Annotated in this window: 15 protein-coding genes; 11 read left to right on the top strand and 4 right to left on the bottom strand. The window is 72.3% G+C overall.

The features are described 5' to 3' along the window. Positions 1-8: 8 nt before the first annotated feature. On the bottom strand, positions 9-4,856 hold the full coding sequence (locus NQZ70_RS05875; RefSeq protein ID WP_129573338.1) for a CHAT domain-containing protein: 4,848 nt from the start codon (positions 4,854-4,856) through the stop codon (positions 9-11). 376 nt (positions 4,857-5,232) lie between these two features. Here NQZ70_RS05875 and NQZ70_RS05880 point away from each other — a divergent pair, with 376 nt between their 5' ends. Then, on the top strand, positions 5,233-6,243 hold the full coding sequence (locus NQZ70_RS05880; RefSeq protein WP_129573339.1) for a hypothetical protein: 1,011 nt from the start codon (positions 5,233-5,235) through the stop codon (positions 6,241-6,243). Between the two features lie 277 nt (positions 6,244-6,520). Here the strand turns inward: NQZ70_RS05880 and NQZ70_RS05885 are convergent, their stop codons facing one another. The 3 genes from NQZ70_RS05885 to NQZ70_RS05895 form a co-directional block, all read right to left on the bottom strand. Next, positions 6,521-6,907 (bottom strand): DUF4280 domain-containing protein, encoded by a 387-nt coding sequence (locus NQZ70_RS05885; protein WP_129573340.1) that lies wholly within the window; start codon positions 6,905-6,907, stop codon positions 6,521-6,523. 66 nt (positions 6,908-6,973) lie between these two features. Continuing rightward, the gene (locus NQZ70_RS05890; RefSeq protein ID WP_129573341.1) at positions 6,974-8,233 is read right to left on the bottom strand and encodes a hypothetical protein; all 1,260 of its coding nucleotides are present in this window, start codon (positions 8,231-8,233) and stop codon (positions 6,974-6,976) included. A gap of 26 nt (positions 8,234-8,259) precedes the next feature. Continuing rightward, positions 8,260-9,411 (bottom strand): DUF4157 domain-containing protein, encoded by a 1,152-nt coding sequence (locus NQZ70_RS05895; RefSeq protein WP_237245075.1) that lies wholly within the window; start codon positions 9,409-9,411, stop codon positions 8,260-8,262. A 227-nt stretch (positions 9,412-9,638) separates the two neighbouring features. On the opposite strand from NQZ70_RS05895, the gene NQZ70_RS05900 reads away from it, so the two are divergent. The 10 genes from NQZ70_RS05900 to NQZ70_RS05945 all read left to right on the top strand — a co-directional run bounded on the left by NQZ70_RS05900 (position 9,639) and on the right by NQZ70_RS05945 (position 20,742). Beyond that, positions 9,639-11,318, top strand: a complete 1,680-nt coding sequence (locus tag NQZ70_RS05900; RefSeq protein ID WP_165373805.1) for an AMP-binding protein — start codon at positions 9,639-9,641, stop codon at positions 11,316-11,318. Between the two features lie 28 nt (positions 11,319-11,346). Then, complete coding sequence (locus NQZ70_RS05905) at positions 11,347-12,366, top strand: type VI secretion system protein IglI family protein (RefSeq protein WP_129573344.1); 1,020 nt, start codon at positions 11,347-11,349, stop codon at positions 12,364-12,366. Between the two features lie 8 nt (positions 12,367-12,374). Then, positions 12,375-13,259: a hypothetical protein gene (locus NQZ70_RS05910; RefSeq protein ID WP_129573345.1), complete on the top strand. Its 885-nt coding sequence runs from the start codon at positions 12,375-12,377 to the stop codon at positions 13,257-13,259. Positions 13,260-13,479: 220 nt separating this feature from the next. Continuing rightward, positions 13,480-14,520: a type VI secretion system contractile sheath small subunit gene (locus NQZ70_RS05915; RefSeq protein WP_165373806.1), complete on the top strand. Its 1,041-nt coding sequence runs from the start codon at positions 13,480-13,482 to the stop codon at positions 14,518-14,520. A 51-nt stretch (positions 14,521-14,571) separates the two neighbouring features. Then, a complete protein-coding gene (gene tssC, locus NQZ70_RS05920) occupies positions 14,572-16,197 on the top strand; it encodes a type VI secretion system contractile sheath large subunit (RefSeq protein WP_129573347.1) in 1,626 nt (541 codons plus the stop codon). A 50-nt stretch (positions 16,198-16,247) separates the two neighbouring features. Next, positions 16,248-16,817 (top strand): hypothetical protein, encoded by a 570-nt coding sequence (locus tag NQZ70_RS05925; protein ID WP_129573348.1) that lies wholly within the window; start codon positions 16,248-16,250, stop codon positions 16,815-16,817. Positions 16,818-16,836: 19 nt separating this feature from the next. Continuing rightward, positions 16,837-18,105 (top strand): type VI secretion system baseplate subunit TssK, encoded by a 1,269-nt coding sequence (gene tssK / locus NQZ70_RS05930; RefSeq protein ID WP_129573349.1) that lies wholly within the window; start codon positions 16,837-16,839, stop codon positions 18,103-18,105. Positions 18,106-18,138: 33 nt separating this feature from the next. Beyond that, positions 18,139-18,501 carry a GPW/gp25 family protein gene (locus NQZ70_RS05935; RefSeq protein ID WP_129573350.1) on the top strand — a complete coding sequence of 121 codons (363 nt, stop codon included), beginning with the start codon at positions 18,139-18,141 and terminating at the stop codon, positions 18,499-18,501. Positions 18,502-18,523: 22 nt separating this feature from the next. Then, on the top strand, positions 18,524-20,158 hold the full coding sequence (locus NQZ70_RS05940; protein WP_129573351.1) for a hypothetical protein: 1,635 nt from the start codon (positions 18,524-18,526) through the stop codon (positions 20,156-20,158). A 5-nt stretch (positions 20,159-20,163) separates the two neighbouring features. Beyond that, positions 20,164-20,742, top strand: coding sequence for a hypothetical protein (locus NQZ70_RS05945; RefSeq protein WP_129573352.1), 579 nt, complete (start codon positions 20,164-20,166; stop codon positions 20,740-20,742). Positions 20,743-20,746: the final 4 nt, after the last annotated feature.

The following is a 20,746-nucleotide window of genomic DNA, read 5'->3' on the forward strand; positions in this document are numbered from 1 at the left end:
CCACCGGCTCAAGGCTCCGCGCGGGCCACGCGGTCAGGGGCAGGCGCGCGGCGCGAGGCCTCCGCCTTCCTGCACGCCTCGTAGGCGCCCTTGGCCGTGTCCTCGCTCTCCTCGAGGTAACTCCGCCGCACCTCGGCCGGCAGGCAGCCGGCGTCCTCCTCGGCGAGGCGGCGCGCGAGGGCCTCCGGCTTCGTGATCCAGTCCCAGGTGCGCTTGATCCCGTCGGTGCCGAGGATCACGAGGTGCGTCCCGGCGCCGTCGATGAACGCCCGCGACGCCCTCGCCTCGCCGCCGGCGACGGCGAAGGGGCAGTCGTACGGCGCCTTCGTGGCGCACGCGCGCACGCCGCCGCTTCCGGCGACGGCGACGACGACGTCGTCCTTCGGGGCGAAGCGCACGGATACGACGGCGCCGTCGTGCTCCAGGTGGACGCCCTCCAGGTCTCCGCGCGCGCCCCACAGGTACGTCGCCGCGCCCGCGGCCGTCGCGATGCGATCACCGGAGCCCGCGAAGGCGGCGGCGAGGACGGGGCGCGGGTGATGCAACACGAGAGCAGGAGAGCGCGAGGGCGCGGCGAGCTCCCACACCTCGGCGACGCCCCCGGAGGCGGTGAGGAGGCGCGTTCCGTCGTCGCTCCAGGCAGCGTAGGTGACGTTGCCCTCCTCGGCGCGAAAGGTGATGGGGCGCTGCGGCGCGGCCGGCTCCCACACCTCGGCGGTGTCGCCCGAGGCGATCACGACGCGCCGGCCGTCAGGGCTCAGCGCGACCAGGGAGATGGGCCCGCTCCGGCCGGCGAGCGTGGAGGGGGACCGGGACGGAGCGTCGAGATCCCAGATCCGCGCCGCCGATGCGGACGCGACGACCAGGCGCCGGCCGCTCCCGTCGAAGGCCGCGGCGCTGAGATCGCGGACCTCGCCGGGCAGGGCGAGCGGGCCCTCGCGGTTGCCGTGCGACCACACCTGCAGCTTGCCAGCGCTCGTGGCGGTGAGGGCGCGGCTGCCGTCGGGGCTCCACGTGACGAGGGCGAGCGCGTCGGTCCCGGCGCGTCCGGCGGGCCGCGTGAAGATGGGCAGGTCGAAGCGGTCGAGGCGCCAGATGTCCGCGGTGGCGTCCCAGGATCCGGTGGCGATGCGCAGCCCGCCCCGGCGACCGCTGATGACGTCGACCGCGCTCACGTTGGCCGCGTGGTCGCGGAGGATGGCGATCGGGGCCCCGTCGCCCGCACTCCAGAGGCGGGCGGTGTTGTCGTCGGACCCCGTGACGATCCAGGCGTCGTCCGGGCTCCACGCCGCCGAGCTCACGTCCGCCTCGTGCCCTCTCAGCACGAGCCGCGGGCCCGACCCGTCCGCGCCCCACACCCGCGCCTCGTTCGCCGACGCGGTGACGATCCGCGCGCCATCCGCGCTGAAGCGCGCGGAGTAGACCAGGCTCCGGTGGCGCAGGACCGCGGGCGCCGCGGCGCCCTGGAGGTCCCAGACGCGCGCCGTGCGGTCGTGCGACGCGCTGACGAGGCGGCGGCTGTCGCGGCTGAACGCCACCGAGACGACGCTGGCCGCGTGGCGATCCCGCTCCTTCCCGACGAGGCGCTCGAAGGCGAGCTGGGCCGGGCCGCGAGCGCGCCACAGCGCCACGGTCATGTCCGCCGAGCCGGAGGCGACGAGCTCGCCGTCGCGGCTCCACGCCACCGCGGTGACGGCGGCCTCGTGGCGATCCCGCGCGACGAGGGGCGTCTTGCCGGAGACGCTCGGGTTCCAGAGCCGCACCTTGCCGTCGTAGGCGCCGGTGACGAGGCGATCGCCCTTCGGGCTCCAGGCGAGGGCCTCGACGCGCGAGCCGTGCTCGAGCGAGGCGCGCAGCTCCCCGGCCGGGGTCCAGATCTTCACCGTGCCGTCGGCGGCCCCGGTGGCGACGAGCTGCCCGTCCGGGCTCCACGCGATGTCCTGCACGCCGCCGGTGTGGCCGAGGAGCGCCCGAGGCACGGGGGCCACGAGCAGGCGCTGGGCGAGGCCCGTCCAGAGATCGCGGCGCCCTCCCTCGGAGACGCGGAGGAGCACGCTCAGGGCCCACGCGTACTGGCCCTTGCCGTAGAGGTTGGAGGCCGCGGCCAGGTGGAGGGCGTCCTGGCTCCGCTGGTCGCTCCGCGCGGCCTCCTGCGCCTTCTCCTCGGCCTCCCGCGTCTTCTGCGCGGCCTCCTGCGCCTTCTGCTCGGCCCGCTGGTGGGCCACCACGGCGACGCTGCCGAGGACCAGCATCGCGGCCGCCGTGACGACCGCGGCGGCCGCGATCTGCCGGAGCCGCCGCCGCTCGCCTTCCTGCTTCTTCTTCTCGGCCTCGAGGCGCTCGCGCTCCGCCTGCTCGCTCGCGGCGATCATCTCCAGCGCGGCCGCGCTCAGCGCCTCGGCCTGCTGCTCGCGGAACTGCCGCGCGTAGCCGAGCTGCGCGCCCTGGAGCGGCGCGCCGTGCCCCTTCCAGTCGAGCGCCCAGCGCTCGATCTTGGCGAGCTCCCCGAGCCGGCCGCGGTCCTCGGCGAGCCACGCGCCGAGCCGCTTCCATCGCCGGATGAGCGCCTCGTGGGCCACCTCGACGACGACCTCGCCCGCCTCCTCACCGCGGGTGAGCAGGCGCGCGTCCACGAAGCGGGCGAGCACCTCCTCCCAGCGGGCGCGCTGGCCGGGATCGGCGGGCAGGAGCCGCGCGAGGGGCACCCGCTGCCGGGTGTCGCCGGCGCTGCCGTCGCCGACGCCGACGAGCCGCGGCAGGAGGCGCCGCGCGGCCTCCTGCTGGGCCTCGTCGAGGCCGTCGAGCACCCGGTCGGCCATGCTCTCCAGCGCGCCGAACACGCCGCCGAGCTCCTCGTAGCGCGCGCTGGAGAGGGCGCGGCCCGCGCGCCGCTGCCAGAGCAGGTCGAGCGTGTACTCGAGCAGCGGCAGCGCCCCGGGCTCGGCGCCCACGTCGGCGATCATGCGGGCGGCGAGCCCCGGGTCGAGCTCGAGCCCGACGCGCCGCGCCGGCTCCTCCACGACGTCGCGGAGCTGCGCGGGCTTCATCTGGGCGACGAAGACGCGGTGGGCCTCGTCGTAGGCCACGCTGTCGAGGCGCAGGCCCGCCTCCGGATCGAGCAGGATCTCGCCGCACTGGCCGAGGAAGTCCACGCGCAGCGTGGCGATGACCGAGGGGCCGCCGGGCTCCCTGGCGAGGCCCCAGAGGCGCGCGGCGAAGGCCTGTCGGGCCGCGGGGTCGGCGGTGTGGGTGAAGATCTCCTCGAGCTGGTCGACGACGAGCAGGAAGGGCGCGTCCGGGCGAGCGCGGCGGGCGCGGCGCTCGAGCGCGGCCTCGAGCGCGCCGGTCGGGTCGGCGCCGGGGCGGAAGACGGCGACCTCCCAGCGGCCGGCGGCGGCGCCGGCGAGCGCGGCGGCCTCGCGCGCCAGGGTCTGGAGGGCCTGCTGCACCGGGGTGCTCTTGCCCTTGTCGCCGAGGAGCTGGGCGAGCCGGCCCACGGTGCGCTGGAGCGCCTCGACCTCGTCGCCGCCGCGCGCGGGCTCGCGCTCCGCGCCGAGGAGCGCCGGGACGACGCCGGCGAGGACCACCGAGGACTTCCCGGTCCCCGAGGCGCCGGCGACGACGAGGAGCCGCGGCTTGCCGCCTTCGCGGAGCGCGGCGAGGTCGCTGAGCGCCTCGTCGCGCTCCGCGTCGCGGCCGACGAAGAAGCGGCTGTGCGCGGGCTGGAAGGCGAGCAGGCCGCGGTAGGGCCGGATCGCCACAGGCCGGGAGTCGTCGCCGTCCTCGGGGCGGGCGTACAGCGTGAGGGCGGCCCAGTCGAGGCTCTGCGGGTCGCGCGCGAGGCGGCGCCGGCCCGCGAGGAAGGCGCGCTCGACGGAGGCGGGCTCGGCGAGGAGCGCCTGGTAGAAGGTCTCCGAGAAGCGGGCGGATCCCTCGGCCGAGAGCGGGAAGCGCGAGGCGATGACGGCCTGGACGCCGGCTTGATGGAGGTTCTGGGCGACGCTGCCGAGGTGGTTGCCGAGGTGGCCGGCGTTGCCGCTGTCGCAGGCGGAGAGCACGACGAGGCGGACGCGGCCGGCGTGCGGGGCGAGGATCTGCCGCAGCCGCCCGGCGTCGACGAGCACGCGGTCGCCGCTGCCGTCGTCGGCGTCCCAGCAGAGGCCGTAGCTCTGCCCGGCCGCGCCGCCGTGGCAGAGCAGGTGGAGGACGGTGACGATCCGGCCCGACCGCGCGGCGTCGTCGAGCGCGCCCGCGAGCCGGTCGACCGAGAGGTGCTCGAGGACGTCGCGCTCGGGGTCGAAGGGGTGGTCGCCGCGCGCGGCGGCGCTGCCGATGGCGTCGAGGTGCGGCCGGAGGGGCACGCCGCCGGCGGCGGCGGACCAGCCGACGAGGAGGCGCCCGCCCTCGGGCAGGGGGGAGGGCTCTTCCGGGCGGGTGCGGCTGTCGGGCCAGGCGTAGCGGAGGAGCACGTCGGGGAGCTCGCCGAGGTGCTGGCCGGTGGCCTTGAGGGCGAGCAGCTCCCAGGGGAGGCCGTAGAGCTCGGCCGCGCTCGCGCGCAGGGTGATGCGGACGGGCTCGCCGCGCTCGACGGCGGCGGCGATGGCGGCCTCGTGGCGGGCCCAGCCGGCGGGCGCGAGGAACTTGCGGAGGCGGTTGCCGAGGCGCTGGACGACGGCGGGATCGCGGCCGGGGCGGCGGACGGCGTCGAGGTCGGCGTGGAGCTCGCGGCTCCAGTCGAGGGTGGCGGTCTCGGCGCCGCCGCCCTCGGTGCGGAGGACGTAGTCGGTGGCGCCCTCGGGAGAGAGGAAGGCCTCGTCGGGGCGGTCGGTGCGGGTGAGCTCGAGGGTGAGGTGCACGGAGGGGCGCTTTGAAGATACGTCACGGCGAGCTCAGACGTCGATTTCTTGGACCGTCGGCGGAGCCGTCCACGCACCGCGATGCGGCTGAAGGAAGCTCTGCGCGGCGGGCGTATCACACCTCTGTTTCGCCGCTAGACGCACTCCGGCGCTTGGGCGCCTTGCGCTGTCGCGCTCGAGGCGATGTGGAGGTGATCGACGGCGTGATAAAACATGGATGATCTCGGTGCCGGGCGGAACTGCGCCCCAAGAGCTCAGAGTACATCGACGGGGAACTTGACCAGGTGGACACAGCCAGGGACCATCGGCCGAGATCATGCTGCGGAACCCTGCGAGACGTGGTGGAACAACGGGACAGCCGTCGCACCCGGCGACGGTGCAGAACAAGCCGGCGCCGCCCCCGGCGGTGTCCGGGAAAGCGCTGCCGCCGCACCCGGCGACGGTGCAGAACAAGCCGGCGCCGCCCCCGGCGGTGTCCGGGAAAGCGCTGCCGCCGCACCCGGCCACGACGGTGCAGAACAAGCCGGCGCCGCCCCCGGCGGTGTCCGGGAAAGCGCTGCCGCCGCACCCGGCCACGACGGTGCAGAACAAGCCGGCGCTTGGTGGGATGGTGGAGCGCCCACCGCACCCGGCCACGAGGGCGTGGCGTCGCGAAGCGCCAGGTGGCATGTCTCCGGTCGCACCTCGGGCCGTTCTCCAGCGAATGGAGAGGAGGGAGGACCGAGATTCGTCCGAGTCTCTCGACTTTGACGCTGCTCACGGGCTCGTCATGCAGGCCAAAGAAAAGGAATACGACGGAGACTTTCTACTGCAGATTTGCCAGAGGATCGGCGTAGGAGCTCACAAACGCGTCATCCAGCTCAAGGACTACCCGAAGATCGGACTCGCCGTCGCCCTCTCTCCCGAGGAGAACGAAGGGATCAGAACACAATTGAACGCATTGAGATGCTTGCGCGGCTTGGGGTTGAGCGTCGTTCCGTTCGACGAACGCATCATAGAGGGCTTGCCATCAAAAAAAGAAGATGGCCGCAGGAACTGTCTTGGCTATCTCCTGGGGTGGATCGAGGGAGCTTCGCAGATCAGCGTCAAGCTTACCAGCCCTTTGATTCCGCCAGATCTCATTTCGCACAGAGCATATTCAGACAAAGAGGCGCTGCAACTAATATTCAACAGCCTAGAGTTGCTACACGACAGAGTTTTTAAAAATGGGCACCTGATCGCCGACGTGCAATACCTGCTCACCGCGGACCCGCCACAGTTCCTGCTGTTCGACATACCCGACATACAGTTGGACTCAAAAGCACCTGTCCTAAAATCAAAGACAAGTAAACTCGTTGGGCTGCTGACGAATCTGAAGAAAAGAATCGAAGGTCTCGGGGCAAAATAAATCAACTATTACGGCGTTCCGTTGCTCGATTGGTCTTTGCGTGCGCCGCGAGCCACCGTCCCGGCTCGACGGCCACGATGAACGCCGGCTCGGCGTCGCGGCGTAACCGCCAGGACGCCATCATTCGGCGTGGTGCGCGCGCTTCAAAAAACGGGTTCAGCGACTGCGGAGAGGAACCCGCCGTACGAGCGCACCGCAGTGTCGGGCGAGCCGCACCATGTCGAGATGGCCGCGGATGATCGGCATGCGCGGTCGCCGGGCGAACAGCCCGGCGCTGTCAGCCGTCGATCACCTTGGTCTGCCCAGGATTCACGATCTGGATCACCCCGCCCCAGGCGCAGGTGGCCTTGGCCGCGCTGTCGAGCGCGGGCATTCCCTTCAGGAGGACCTTGGTGCTGCCCGGGACCCACGGCCCCGCCGGGACGGGGATGCAGGGCATCGGCGTGAGCACGCCGAACGCGGCGGCGGTGGCCGCGGCGACCATGGGGTTCGCCATGGAGGTGCAGGCGCCGAAGGGGAGGATGTTGAGGATCGGCACGCTGTCGCCGATGTTGGCGGCGGGCGTGGTGGCGAGGGTCTGGTGGACCGGGAGGACCATAAAGGTGGCGGGCGCCGCGCCGAAGCTGCACATCATGGTGGCGCCGAGGCAGACTTGAACGGCCATGGTGGGGAAGGATAGGGGTGGGCGTCGACGGAGGGCTAAATTCCGAGCGGTCTGGCTCCTCCCGGCTCAGGAGGGATCACGAAACACACCGTAGAGACCCGGCTCGCCGTCCTCGTAGGCGTCAGCGGCCTCCCACTTCTTGAAATTGAACCACGGCTTGCCCGCGTCCTTGATCTGGTCGATGTGACGGAGAATCCTCTCCGTATCGACGGACACGGTCTCCAGCGATGCACCGAAGACGCCCACGCCGATCCTGCGTCTGAAGACGTTCACGAACAGGACATCGGCGATCTTGTTGAGGAGGAAGTTTCCTCCTTGCGTCGAGGGAGGAGGGCCACCCGAGTTGCATCCCAGGAGGAACACGTAGAACCTGTTGTGCCTCCCCTCGGGGCAGGCGATCGGCCGCAGGCGCTCGAAGACGCCAGGCCAGTGACCCAAGGAGAGCCCGTACGTCGTTATCTCCGACCGGTGGAGCTGCAGCGCCTCGTAGATGTCGGCATCGTCCCGGCCGAGATCGAGATCTTCAGAAATATTGAGGTTGCCCTGGCCCAGGTTGTGTGCGCTCTCGTTCGCATGTCCGGTGATGATCAGGGTGCTCAGGCGAGGTTCGCCCTTGTACAGCTTCTCTAGCTTATCGAGCAGGTCATCGACGCTCGCCACCTCGTCCCAGCGAGTGCCCTTGCCGCGTCCGTCGAGCCTGCGGAGGAGCGCCACTTCCTTATTGAACGCCCGGTCTCTGCCCACCTTGTCTTTGATTCTATCACCGTACTCTTTCCATAGCCTCCGGCCCCCCTTCCCTCGGAGCTCGATCGCGTGCTCTTTCGCCCATTCGCAGTATGCAGCCAGGGAATCGACCGCGATGAACGATGCAACTTCGGATCGCTCGGAGCGCTGCACGGCGCCGGCGCCCGATCGTCGTGCTGTCACGGTCGCCGCCCCGGCGGTCGACGGATGTGGCGGCCGGACGGCCACGCCGCGCATCGCAGGCCGCGGCTGCGCCACGGTCGCCGGATGCGGCGGCTTCTCCTTCTTCGCCGGCACCGCCTTCGTCTGCGCCACGGTCGCCGGATGCGGCGGCTTCTCCTTCTTCGCCGGCACCGCCTTCGTCTGCGCCACGGTCGCCGGATGCGGCGGCTTCTCCTTCTTCGCCGGCGTCGCCTTCGTCTGCGCCGCCGTCGCCGGATGCGGCGGCCTCTCCTTCTTCGCCGGCGCCGCCTTCGTCTGCGCCACGGTGGCCAGATGCGGCGGCCTCTCCTTCTTCGCCGGCGCCGCCTTCGTCTGCGCCACGCTGGCAGGGTGCGGCGGCTTCGTCCGGGCTCGCTCCATCTCGGCTCTCCTCTCCTCAGCTCTCCTCAGCCCTCGTCGTCGAGCGCCTCGTACATCACCCGCGGCCTCGGCGCGGCGCCCTGCTCCGGCACCGGTACGCGCGCGGCGCGCAGCACGTCGAGCGCGAACGTGGAGCACTGGCGCCGGTCCAGGGTGTAGCGGTGCCGGCCCGACTCGTACTCCGCGACCTTGGCCATCGCGGCCTGCGCCTGCTCGCGCGTGATCGAATAAGCGCGCGTCTTCACCCCCGGCTTGTCAAAGGCCCGGGCGTCGTCGTGCACCACCCCCTCGACGCCCATCCGGAGCCGTCCCAGGTCGCGCTTCGGGTCGTAGCTCCCGTAATGCGCCGGCGAGAACCCGAAGGCCCGGCGCTCGCCGCTCGGGTCCTCGATGGCCACGAAGCTGTGCCCCGCGAGCGGCTCGGGGAGCGCCTCGTCATGCATGTACGCGCCCACGAGCAGCTGATAGCCGCCCTTCGCCTGCACCCCGCCGCGCGCCGGCGGCGCGCCCGGCCCGCCGCCCCCGAAAAGCCCGCCGGACACCGGCCCCGACGAGCCCGACCCCATCCGTCCTTCCGCCGCCGCCTTGCCATGGCGGTCGGCCTCGGCCTCCAGCTCGAAGTCCTGCACCACGGCGATGCCGTCGCCGTAGGGGTTGGCCACGCGGCCCTCGCGCTGCTGGACCACGTGGGTGAGCTCGTGGCCGAGCAGCTCCTGGCCATAGCGCGTGTGCGGCTGGTAATGCTCGGGGGCGAAATACAGATCGGAGCCGAGCGTGAAGGCGAGCGCGCCAATCGAGGCGGCCTCGGGGCCGACGTGCACGCGGACGTCGGAGAAATCGGCGCCGAAATAGCGCTCCATGCGGAGCTGCACCGAGGGCGGCAGCGGCTGCCCCTTCGACGACCCCTCGAGGAAGCCCGCGGGCGTCTGGAAGGCATGCACGTTGGCCTCCTTCCGCTGCGCCGTCCGCGCCGGATCCGGCGCGGCGCCGAACGGCGCGCGCGGCTGGATCACGGTGGCGGGGTGCGGCGGCTTCGGCGAGAAGCTCAGCCCGGGCCGGGCCTGCGCGACGGTCGCCGGGTGCGGCGGCCGCTGCTTCGGATCCAGGGCGGCGCGGGGCTGCGCGGCGGTCGCCGGGTGGGGCGGCAGCGCCGCGCGGGCGAAGCGCTGCACGGGCACGCCCGCAGGGACGCGGCGCTCAGGAAAACACGCCTGCACGACGCGCGGCGAGCGGACGGGAGATGAGGGCGCGGATGGGCGCATGTCCGGTTGAAAGAAACGCTATCAGCCGTGAAACCGGCGGCCAACTGACCCGCTCGAGGCGCCCCGGAGCGCCCCGCTCAGCGCCGCGCCGCCGCCGGAAAACTTGTCAGTCCGCGCCTCGCGGCCCCATTCCCTGCTTAACCATGGACGTCCCCGCCGCGCTCCGCTCTCTCGACCTCTCCCGCGAAGACGACGTCCCGGATCTCGCCTGGCTCACCGCCTCCCACGACGACCCCCCCGCCTTCTGGTCGGCCCTCGCCGAGCACGCCCGCCGCATCGCCCCCGCGCCGCGCAGCCGCCCCGGCCAAGCGTACGATCTCTACCACGACACCGTCGGTCGCCACGCCGCCACCACCCGTGTCGCGCTCGTCGTCCACGACCGCCGCGCCGGCTGGCGCTCCCTCTCCTACGCCGAGCTCGCCGCGCGCGCCTCGGCCTGCGCGCAGGCCTGGGCCCTCGCGGGCGTCGCGCCCGGCGCCGCCGTCGCCCTGGTGCTCCCGCTCGGCGTCGACTGGCTCGTCGCCTTCGCGGCCGCGCTCCGCCTCGGCCTCGTCGTCTCCTTCCTCGCGCCCGCGGGCGAGCACGCCCTTCTCCGCCGCCTCAAAGCCCTCGATCCGGCGCACGTCGTCGTCGACCCCGCCGCGCCGCCGCTCGGCCCCTTCGCCGAGCGCGCCCTGCGCCTCGTCGAGGGCGGCCCGCCGCACGCCGCGCCGCCGCACGCCTACGCGCCCGACGAGCCCTGCGCACGCCTCTTCTCGCCGCTGCGGGCGCCGCTCGCCGAGCCGGTCGATCTCGCGGCCGAGATCGCCTGGCAGAACGCCTATCGCGACGCCGTCTTCGCCTACCGCCTCGGCGCCGGCGCCGGCGACGCGCTCGCGCTGCCCGGCTTCCCCCCGCAGCAGCACCAGCCCGCCGCGCTCATGGCCACCATGCTCGCCGGCGCGTCCTTCGTGCACCTCCCGCTCGCCGACATCGAGGCGAACCCCGCCCTCCTCCACGAACAGCCGATCACGACGCTCGGCGTCGCCCCCGCGCTCTGCGAGCTGCTCCGCAAGACGCCGCTCGGCCCCCCGCCGAAGCTGCGCCACTGGCTGAAGAGCGTCGACGAGCCGCTCGACTGGGTGGCCTGGAACGACTTCGTGAGGCGGAACGATCTCGGCAAGATCCCCACCTCCAACCTCCTCGTCGACGCGGCCTCGGGCGGCGCCGTGCTCTTCTCCGCGCGCCGGCCCGGCAGCCTCCAGGCGCTGGCGCTGCCCGCGCCGGGCCGGCCGTTCGCGCTCTTCGACGCCGCCGGCAGCGGCGAGCCCGCGGCCGGCGGCGTCGGCGTGTTCGTGCCCATGCCCGGCGGCGATCCCGAGAAGGACGGGTGGTTCCTCCTCGCGCGCCGCGGCTCCGAGTACCTGTGGGGCTCCACGCTCGCCCCCCGCCGCGCCGGGCGGGTGTTCCCGGCCAGCGAGGTGGTCGAGCGCGCCTCGGCCATCCCCGGCGTCGCGGGCGCGTGCGTCCTGCCCATCGCCACCGGCGATCCCGGCGCGCGCTGGGCCTTTGCGCTGCTCGTGTTCACCGGCGCGGCGCGCTCGCTCGCCGCCGCGCCCGCGCCCCCCGCCGCCGCCGTCGAGGCGGCGCTCCGCGAGGATCTCGGCCCTGACTTCGTGCCCGACCGGATCAGCGTCTTTCCGCTCTTCCCGCGCAGGAAGGGCGGGAAAGTGGACGCTGAATGGTGCCGCCGGCAATACTCGTCCGGCTTGCTGGTGCGGAAGGCGAGCCACCCCGTCTTCCGCCGCCTCGCCGAGCTCCGGGGCTCGCTCCTCGGCGCTTGATCCGCCCCCCACGCCACGGCCCCCGAGGATGTTCGATACCGCCACTGTCGCGCGCGCGCTGGAGGGCCCCGGTCAGGACGTGGCCGAGGCCACGGTCGAGGAGGTGACGCGCCTCGCCCAGGCGGGCGAGCCCCGGGCCGCGGCGGAGCAGGCCGCGCGCGCGATCCGGGCGGGGTGCACCGACGTCCGGCTCATCGCGGCGTTCCTGCTCGGCGCCTTCGACGAGCGCGGCCCCGCGGCGCTGCCCGCCATGCTGGAGGCGCTCGCGAGCGCGATCGGGCGCCGCTGGGCGGCGCTCCGGCCCGAGGCGCGGCGGGACCGGGCCGTCGACTCGGCGCTCTGCCTGCTGTTCCGCAGCGTCAAGTCGAGCATCGATTACCGCGAGAGCCAGCGCGACGCGACCTGGCGTGCGTGGTCGGCGCGCGTGGAGCGCGACCTCGCGCGCGCCTGCGCCGACGCGGCCGCGACGCTCGACGCGGCGATCTCCGAGCGGATCGCGTCCCCGCGCTGCGCCATGGAGCTCGCCGGCCTGCGGGCGCGGGTCGACCTCTGCCTGCAGCGGCTCCCGCCGCCGCCCGATCCGCCGCCGCAGCCCGCCGCCGCGCCGGAACCGCCGGAACCGGAAGAGCTCGATCCGCCGGACGCCGAGGCGGAGCCGGCCGAGGCCGCCGAGGGAGCCGACGACGCCGGCGCGCAGGGCGAGCCGCCCGAGGAATCGCGCCCCGCCCCGGCCGCGAGCGCCCCGGGGGCGCGGCTCATCGAGGTGTCGCCGGCGCTCGAGCGGTTCATCCGCAAGCTCGAGGTGTTCGCCGATCTCCTCGAGCGCGGCGAGACGGGCAAGGCCGCCATCGTGGCCCGCGACATCAAGGCCGCCGTGGATCACTTCGATCCACGCGTGTACCTGCCCCGGCTGCTCTCGCCCTACTTCCGCCTGCTCAGCGCCAACATCGAGACGATCGCGCCGCACTGGGAGGCCGCGGAGACCCCGGCGTGGCAAGCGCTGGAGCAGCTCTACCAGGTCGATCTCGAGGCGTTCCTCGAGCACTGAGCGCCGCGATGGACAAGGCCCGACCGCCCGCCGACGAGGCCGCTCCCCCCGCCGGCGACCGCGCGGCGCTGGAGGAGGCGATCCGCCGGCGCGCCCGCGCCTTCGACGCGCCCGCGCTGGTCGCGCTCCTCCGCGAGAAGCTCCCCGGGCTCGCCATCCGCTTCCGCGGCCGCGCCTCGCTCGCCACGCAGCCCACGCTCGTCGACGGCGTCGAGTTCGCCCCCGATCACGTGGTCGTGACGCTGAACCTCGGCCTGCGCAGCAGCACCAGCCCGCTGCCGTCGTATTTCCACGAGCTGCTCGCCCACCCCCGCGCCGGCCCGGCGCTCGAGGAGATCCTCGCGCTGCTCGACGACCGCCTGCTCCGCGACCGGGTGGACGGGCTCGGGCCCGAGGCCGCCGAGCGGCTCCTGCCGCGCGCGGGCGACCTCCGGCGCGACGCGCTCGCCCTCGCGCGCCCGGCCTCGCCGCTCGCGCTCCGCTGGATCCTGGCCAGGATCTACCCGGAGCTCGGGGTCACCGTGCGCCGCGCGCCGGTGCGGCGCGGGATGGCCGCCGAGGATCCGCGCCTCGGCCAGGCGAGGCTCGGCCACGCGGCGCTCGGGGGAGAGGTCGAGGTCGCGGCGCCGGGGCTCGACGTCATCCTCACCACCGAGGAGTCGACGACGTGGTCCGGCGAGCCGTGGGCCGCCGAGGCCCGGCGCCGCCTCTCGGCCCACGTCCTGCCCGCGCTCCGCGACACGGGCGCGCACCTCCGCGTCGTCCTCGTCGATCGCGAGGCCCGAGGCCGGCTCGATCTCCTCGGCGCCTCCCACCTCGGATTCGAGGCGCTCGGACGGGGCGAGCCGCCCAAAGCGACGATCCTGTTCGAAGGGCGCGTGCCTCAGGGATAACCGGAAAGTTGGTCTGCGACGAAAGCGTGTGTGACGCTTTGCCTCACTAGGGGGCCACACGCGGGGTGCGGGGTGGCCTTGCGATGGGGCCACACGCGGGGGTGCGGGGTGGCCTTGCTACGGGGTCACACGCGGGGTGCGGGGTGGCCTTGCTACGGGGTCACACGCGGGGTGCGGGGTGGCCTCCTCGATCCCTGCGGAGCGCGGAAGGAGGACGGCGTTGAGCAAGCCGATCCAGGAACAGATATTCAAGTCCCGGCTGACAATCACGTACCGGACCAACATCACCGGAACGGTCCAGCAAGAGAAGCTGCCTTATCGCCTGCTGGTCCTCGGCGAGTTCGCGGGTCGGTCGCTCCGGCGAGCCAACCTGCTCCCCGACACGGCAAAGAGGACGGTGCGCTCGATCAAGCGCGGCACCACGGTCGACAACCACCTGAACGAGGTGGTCCCCACCTGGCGAATCCCCCGCGAGGACGAGGCGCTCCGGGCGCTGAGGAGCGTCATCCCCGGCCAGATCCATTTCGACCAGGTGACGTGTTCCATCCCCGCTACCGCGCTCGCCCGTGACGAGGCGAAGAACTTCAGCCTCGGCGGCACCGCGCGGTTCGAGAGCGCGGCGAGGGAGAACGGGATGTGCGATATCGAGGGCACCGTCCAGGTGAGCGGATCCCTCGCGACGAAGATCGCCGAGGGCACGGTGACCGCCGAGGAGGCCAAGATCGACCTCGTGGGCGCCGTGACCGGGACCTACGTCGATCCCGCGACCAACAAGGTGGTCGGCATCGTCACCGGGCTCGTCGAGGTGCGGGGGCTCGCGGTGGACGCCGGCCGCGTGACCGTGAAACCGGCGGACGAGGACGACGGCTCCGGCGCCGCGGAGGACCGGAAGGTGAAGGTCTTTGCCGTGACCATCGCGGGGGAGCAGCAGGTGAGCGCCGAGCGGACCATCCCCTTCACCTCGCTCGACTCGTTCACCCCGGACTCGGTCGCCCTGAACATCCCCGAGGTGTACCGCCTGCGCGTGCTCAAGCGCCTGCTGCTCGACCTGCAGTCGGGCCTGCGCAACCGGCACGATCTCCGCAAGCGGCTCAAGGACATGCTCCCGGGCTACGGGGAGTCGAAGGCGAACATCGAGGCGAAGCTGCAGTCGTTCCGGGACCTGAAGGAGTGGGCGGACGAGAGCTTCCCGCTGCTCCGCATCGAGCGCGGCGCGAGCCCGGCGGCGGCCGGCGGGGGGGAGGCGCCCGCGGGCGCGTGAGCCCCGGGCCAGCGTGAATCAGCCGGTCAAAAGGAAGCGAGAGAAGCAACGATGGCTCTGACGGATAAAGCAAGAGAACTGCAAGAGCGCCTCCTGGAGACGCTCGGGGAGACCCCCGGAGACCTCCTGTCGAACGGCCGCCCCAAGGCGATCATCAAGGCGGCGAGCGCGCCCGCGGCGGCGCCCGGCGCCGGGCCGCTGTCCTTCGGCCTCGAGGACGGAGCGGCCGCGCACGCCGACACCACGTCGCCGCTCCAGTTCGACGATCGCAGCACGGAGCTGAACGAGGGGGCGCGCTTCATGAACGCGCTCGCGGCGCTGCTCGTCAACAGCGCGGACATCAACCGTGACATGAAGAGCTTCAGCGACGTGCTCGACACGATCGGCCGGCTCACCGAGACCATCGACCGGAAGATCTCGGGATACCTCGATGTCGTCTTCCACGACGACGACTTCCAGGCGCTCGAGGCGGCGTGGCGGGGCCTCGACGATCTGGCGTCCAGCGTGAACGACGAGGACGTGATCATCGACTTCCTCGACGTGAGCAAGGAGGAGCTCTACAACGACCTCGTCGACCACAAGTCCGACATCTTCGGCGGAGAGCTCTTCCAGAAGGCCTACGTCGAGGAGTACGACCGCTACGGCGGCAAGCCGTTCGCCTCGATGATCGGGCTCTACGAGTTCGACTCCTCGGACGAGGACGTCGAGTGGCTCGGCGCCATGGGCAAGGTCGCGAACGCGAGCCACTGCCCGTTCGTCGCCTCCGCGCAGCCGACCTTCTTCCAGCCTTGCAAGACGATGGAGGAGGTCGCCGAGATCGCCGATCTCGACGCGGTGCTCTCGCACCCCCGCTTCGGGAAGTGGAACGAGCTCCGCGACACCGACCACGCGGCCTACGTCGGCCTCACGCTGCCGCGTTATCTCCTCCGCCGCCCCTGGGCGAACGGCGCCTCGGCGCAGCGCGGCAACGCGGTCGGCTACACCGAGACCGTCCACCCCGGCCGCACCGACGACGGGAGCAACTTCCTCTGGGGCAACTCGGCGATCCTCTTCGCCAAGAACATGGTGCGCTCCTACGAGATGTCGGGCTGGGCGCAGCACATCCGCGGGCCGAAGGGCGGCGGCATCGTCGAGGGGCTCACCGTCCACACGTACACGAGGAACGGCTACGAGGAGATCCAGCCGCCGGTCGAGATCGCGATCCCCGACTACCGCGAGTTCCAGTTCGCGAAGAACGGCTTCATCCCGCTGGTGCACAAGAAGAACGAGGCGATCGCCACGTTCTTCAGCTCGCAGTCCATCAAGAAGCCGCGCTTCTTCGTCGAGGACCTGAACACCAAGAACGCGCACCTCGTGACGAACCTCGCGTACACGTTCTCCATCACCCGCATCGCCCACTTCGTGAAGCGGATGATGCGCGAGTACATCGGGAGCACCGCGGACGGCCCCTACATCCAGCGCGTCCTCGAGGGGTGGCTGGGCCAGTACGTGACCACGATCACGAACCCCGACGACCTGACGCTGCTCTACTACCCCTTCAAGGCGGTGGCGGTGGCCGTCGAGCCGAAGCCGGGGCCCTTCGGCTGGTACAAGGCGACCATATCGGTCCTGCCGCACGTGCAGTTCGAGGGAATGGACGTCGAGCTCCGCCTCGAGGCGGCGCTCGGCGGGCCGTGAGGCTCGACGGACGAGGAGCTCCCCCGCGTCGCGAGAAAGGATGAACGCCCATGCCTACGTTCCGCAAGACCCTCGATGTGTACCAGGGATACAACTACAAGAAGGACAAGATGACGCCGGTCGGCTTCATCACCAAGCTCAAGCTCGGTGACACCGACCTCACCGCGGATCAGACCTGCAAGGACCCCACGAACCCGACCACGGACGTGAAGGCCGTCGCCGTGCTGGGCGACATCCAGTGGGAGACCGGCGTGACCGACGCCGTCTATTTCTCGGGGCAGGTCTCGATCACCAACAAGCAGAACATCGCCACGCTGGTCTACAACTCGATGACCAACGTCCTCGCCGAGTTCCAGTTCTCCATCTACGAGTACGACCCGCTGGCGAAGAAGTACTATCTCTGCTTCCACAGCAACAAGACGGACATGAAGGGCATCCTCGAGAAGCGCGGCGAGGACCTCAACCTGGCCGTGAACGACGACCCCTCGACCGAGGTGCAGTCGCCGGAGAACTACGGCTTCATGACCGGCATCAAGCCCCAGCCCACGGCGCAGGCGCTCCAGGTGGCGGTCGGCGACGGGAAGAACTTCGCCAAGGCCTGGGGCCTCACCGTCGGCTGATCCGGCCGCCCGGAGCACCATGCCCGCCCCCACCCTGGCGCGCCCGACGTGGCGGCTCGGGCAGGTCCTCCTGCCCGAGCATTTCCTCGGCCTCGAGTCCGCGCTCGCGGCCGAGGCCGCCCTCCGGGCGTCGCTCCTCGGCGCGCCCGCGTACGGCGTCGCCCGGCTGGAGTGGAACGGCGACAGCCCGCCGAACGGCGTCGTCTGGGTCACCGGCCTGACGGCGGTGCTCCCGGACGGCGCGCTCGTCGACGTGCCGGGCAACGCCCGCGTGCGGGCGCCCCTCGATCTCAAGGAGGCCGCCCAGCGCGAGATCGAGGTGTTCGCCCACGTGGTCGACGACGACGCGGGCGAGGCATCCATGGATCCGCCGTTGCCGCCCGACGTCCCGCGCACGTTCCACGTCGTGGATCTCTCCACCGACCCGACCCGCACCGGCGGCCGCGGGCGCGTCGCCCTCGGCCGCTTCGCGCTCGCCAAGGGCGGCGCCTTCCGCCTCGACGAGGCCTCGGCGCCCGCGCTGCTCCGGCTCGACACCACCCCCTACCTCGGCCGCGCGCTCGGGCAGCTCCGCGGCGAGCTCGGCGGGCTGGAGAGCGCGCTCGACGAGCTCGCCATCGAGGCGCTCGGCCGCGGCGAGTCGCTCGGCCCGGTGCAGCGCGTGCGGCTCGAGGCGCGCAAGCTCGCCGCGCTGCTCGACGACCTCGAGCGCGGCGTGCCGATGCACCCCTACGCGGTGTACAGCGCGCTCCGCGCCTTCTCGCTCGATCTCTACCTGCTCGACGAGCGGGCCGCGCCCTGGCGGCCGCCGGCCTACGATCACGACGCGCCCGGCCGCTGCTTCGGCGCCGTGCTCACCCATGTCGCGGGCCGGATGCAGCTGCCGCGGCCGGCCGCGCCCGTGGCCGCCTTCGTCTCCGACGGCGGGCGCCTCGTCGCCGCCGACCTGCCCGCCGAGGCGCTCTCGGCGCCCGAGGTCTACGTCGCCGTGCTCAAGGCGCGCGCGGCCGACGTCGCGCCGCTCGAGGGCGCGCGCCTGGCGAGCCCGGGGCGGCTGCGCCTCGTGCGCGAGCACGCGCTCCGCGGCGTCCGCATCGCGCCCGTCCCGGCCGCGCCTTTCCGTCACGGCTTCGGCGGCGCGGTCGACTTTTACCGGCTGTCCACCGGCGCCGCGCCGGGCGAGGAGGGCGGCGAGTGGACGCACGTGGTGCGAGAGCGGGCGATCGCCTTCCACCCGCCGCCGCACCTCGAGGGGCACCGGGTGGTCCTTTGCTGGAGGCGTCCATGACGGGCCTATACTCGGCGGCGGAGGCGCGGGAGCGTGTCGTTCTTCGGGAAGCTCGCAGGCAAGCCGGACGAGGACGCGATCGAGAGCGTCGCGCGCAACCTGGAGGCGGTGCTCAACGCGAAGCAGGGGCACGCGGCCTCGGTGGAGGTCTTCGGCCTCGGGGGCCACGACGGCATCGTCGCGCAGAACGCCTTCGTGGCCGCGCTCGTCGCCGGGATGCTGGAGCAGATCAAGCGCTTCGAGCCGCGGCTCGCCGACCCCTCGCTCGCGCTCGTGGGGCGCGACAGGAACCTCTGGGTGCGCTTCCGGCTCACCGGCCGCTGCCGCGGCGAGCCCTGCGCCTTCGCGGTGCTCTTTCACAGCGTCTTCCGCCACGTCCGGGTGCTGCCGGCGTAGCGCGGAGGGGAGGGGCGCGGCCGTGAGGGAGCGCCTCTCGATCACGCTGAGCCTCAAGCTCGGGGGCGTCGATCACGCGATCCCCGGCGGCGACGTGCGCGGCCTCGCCCTGGAGATGCACAGCTGGGGCGTCGAGGGCTGGGTGGAGTTCGTGGTGCAGGCCGACGGCGGCCGGCGGGGCAAGTACACCGACGAGATCCTCGCCGACTTCCAGAAGCCGGACCTCGCCGAGGTGAGCCTCTCCATCGAGGCGGCGCGCCTGGAGACGGACACCGAGCCCGCCGACGCGGCCCTGAAGACGGGCGGCGTGGTGCTGGAGCGGCAGCTCCGCGAGGAGGTCCACCAGGACGCGCGCGAGGCGGCGGACGCGATCTCGCGGTACTACCGGGTGCGCTTCGCCGACCCGGCGCGCGCGCTCTGGCGGCAGCACTTCCCCTGCGACCTCCTGGCCGGCAAGTCCTTCAAGGACGCCATCGAGGCCCACAAGGGGGCGAAGGCGACGCTCACGTACGATCTCGACGCGCTCACCGCCGCGGCCCCGCACATCTTCTTTCACCTCGATCCGGCCTCGGGGAGCAGCTTCTACGATCTCGTCCTCTGGTGCGTGCGGCACCACGACGGCGTGTTCGCCTTCGATCACGCGCAGGGGACGTACGCGATCAAGAAGGCCAAGGACGCGAGCGGCGCCGCCGCCGAGCTGCCCGCGGAGGACGTCGCCCGGCTGACCTCGATCTTCCCCGAGATCCCGCGCCACAAGCCGCGCGTCGTCTGCTCCTACACGGAGGCGACGCGCGCCGAGCCGGTCGAGAACGCGAACGCCGCCGACGGCGTGTACCGCGACGTGCTCCTGCGCACGCCCATCGCCAAGGACGTGGACGACCGGGTGGCGCTGGAGAAGGCGCGGCCGCTCCTGCCGGGGCGGGAGGTGGAGGTGGTCTTCCGGCGCTTCCCCACGGTGGCGACGGCGCCGGGCAGCCTGGTGTCGATCAGCGGCCAGGGCGGGCACAGCCCCGCGCTGCTCCTCGCCGAGGAGCCCTGGCGCGTCTACCGGCTCTCGCTCGAGGCGCGCGCCGCCGACGAGGGGCCGGAGCAGAGCTACGGGGAGCCGTCGACGGCGTTCGATCTCACCATGTCGGCCCGCCTCGAGGCGAAGACCGAGCCCGCGCTCCGGCTGCCGCCGATCGTGGACCCGCGCTTCCCCGGCTACCTGGAGGGCAAGGTGGTGAGCGCGGTCGGCGAGGACACGGACATCACCTATCAGCTCGACACGGACCAGGACACCTCGGCCGAGCGCTACAAGGTGAAGATCCCCCTCTTCGCCGATCAGGAGATCCTCGCGCCCTACGAGCCCTATTCCGGCTCGGGGACGCTGTACCTGCCGCTCTACAAGGACGAGCGCGTCCTCGTCGCGCTCGACTTCACCCGGGCGCGCATCCACGCGCTCCTCGACTGGCGCGCGGACGCGAGGGCGCCCGCGGACGGGCAGGGGCAGCACCTCTTCCTCGGCAAGTCGGCGAAGAGCAACACCTCGGTGCTCCACGACTACCAGGACGACAAGCCGGTGCTCCGCATCCAGCGCACCAACGACAAGGACACCATCCTCTTCCAGCTCGAGGAGGGCAAGCTCACCCTCAAGGTCGAGGAGAAGAAGGGTTAGGCGAGATGGGGACCCTGGTCTGCACGATCGAGATGGACAAGGCGGCGGGGCTGACGGTCACCGTCAAGAACGCCGACGCGAACATCACCCAGACCCTCACGATGGACGGCACCAAGATCGAGATCAAGGTCGCGGGCGAGGGCGCGACGAGCATCATCACGCAGGAGGCGGCGAAGGTCACCATCACCTGCAAGCAGCTCGAGGTGAAGGCGGAGGAGACCATCCACCTCAGCTCCGGCAAGGCGTCGACGTACGAGAGCGGCGACGCGCTCGCCGTGAAGAGCGCGAAGGACATGACCCTGAAGTCGGACGCGAACGTGAGCGTCTCGGGGCAGAAGGTCGCGGCCGAGGGGCAGAGCGAGGTGAACCTCACCGGGGCCTCGCAGAACACGCTCGCCCTCGCGAGCGCGGGCGCGACGCTCTCGGCGGGGGCGAAGCTGAAGCTCGGGCCGGCTCAGGCCTCCATGTCGGGCGCGCAGGTCGAGGTGAAGGCGGACGGGATGATGTCGCTCGAGTCGTCGGGCGTCGCCACGCTGAAGGGCAGCCTGACCAACGTGCAGGGCAGCCTGGTCAACCTGGGGTGAGGGG

The sequence above is a fragment of the Sorangium sp. So ce836 genome, from assembly GCF_028553905.1.
Classification (GTDB): Bacteria; Myxococcota_A; Polyangia; order Polyangiales; family Polyangiaceae; genus Sorangium; species Sorangium cellulosum_D.

Coding starts and splice junctions, on each gene's coding strand:
- NQZ70_RS05925 (WP_129573348.1), top strand. CDS start 16,248: ATGCCTACGTTCCGCAAGACCCTCGATGTGTACCAGGGATACAACTAC.
- NQZ70_RS05945 (WP_129573352.1), top strand. CDS start 20,164: ATGGGGACCCTGGTCTGCACGATCGAGATGGACAAGGCGGCGGGGCTG.
- NQZ70_RS05910 (WP_129573345.1), top strand. CDS start 12,375: ATGGACAAGGCCCGACCGCCCGCCGACGAGGCCGCTCCCCCCGCCGGC.
- NQZ70_RS05890 (WP_129573341.1), bottom strand. CDS start 8,233: ATGGAGCGAGCCCGGACGAAGCCGCCGCACCCTGCCAGCGTGGCGCAG.
- tssK (WP_129573349.1), top strand. CDS start 16,837: ATGCCCGCCCCCACCCTGGCGCGCCCGACGTGGCGGCTCGGGCAGGTC.
- tssC (WP_129573347.1), top strand. CDS start 14,572: ATGGCTCTGACGGATAAAGCAAGAGAACTGCAAGAGCGCCTCCTGGAG.
- NQZ70_RS05885 (WP_129573340.1), bottom strand. CDS start 6,907: ATGGCCGTTCAAGTCTGCCTCGGCGCCACCATGATGTGCAGCTTCGGC.
- NQZ70_RS05900 (WP_165373805.1), top strand. CDS start 9,639: ATGGACGTCCCCGCCGCGCTCCGCTCTCTCGACCTCTCCCGCGAAGAC.
- NQZ70_RS05905 (WP_129573344.1), top strand. CDS start 11,347: ATGTTCGATACCGCCACTGTCGCGCGCGCGCTGGAGGGCCCCGGTCAG.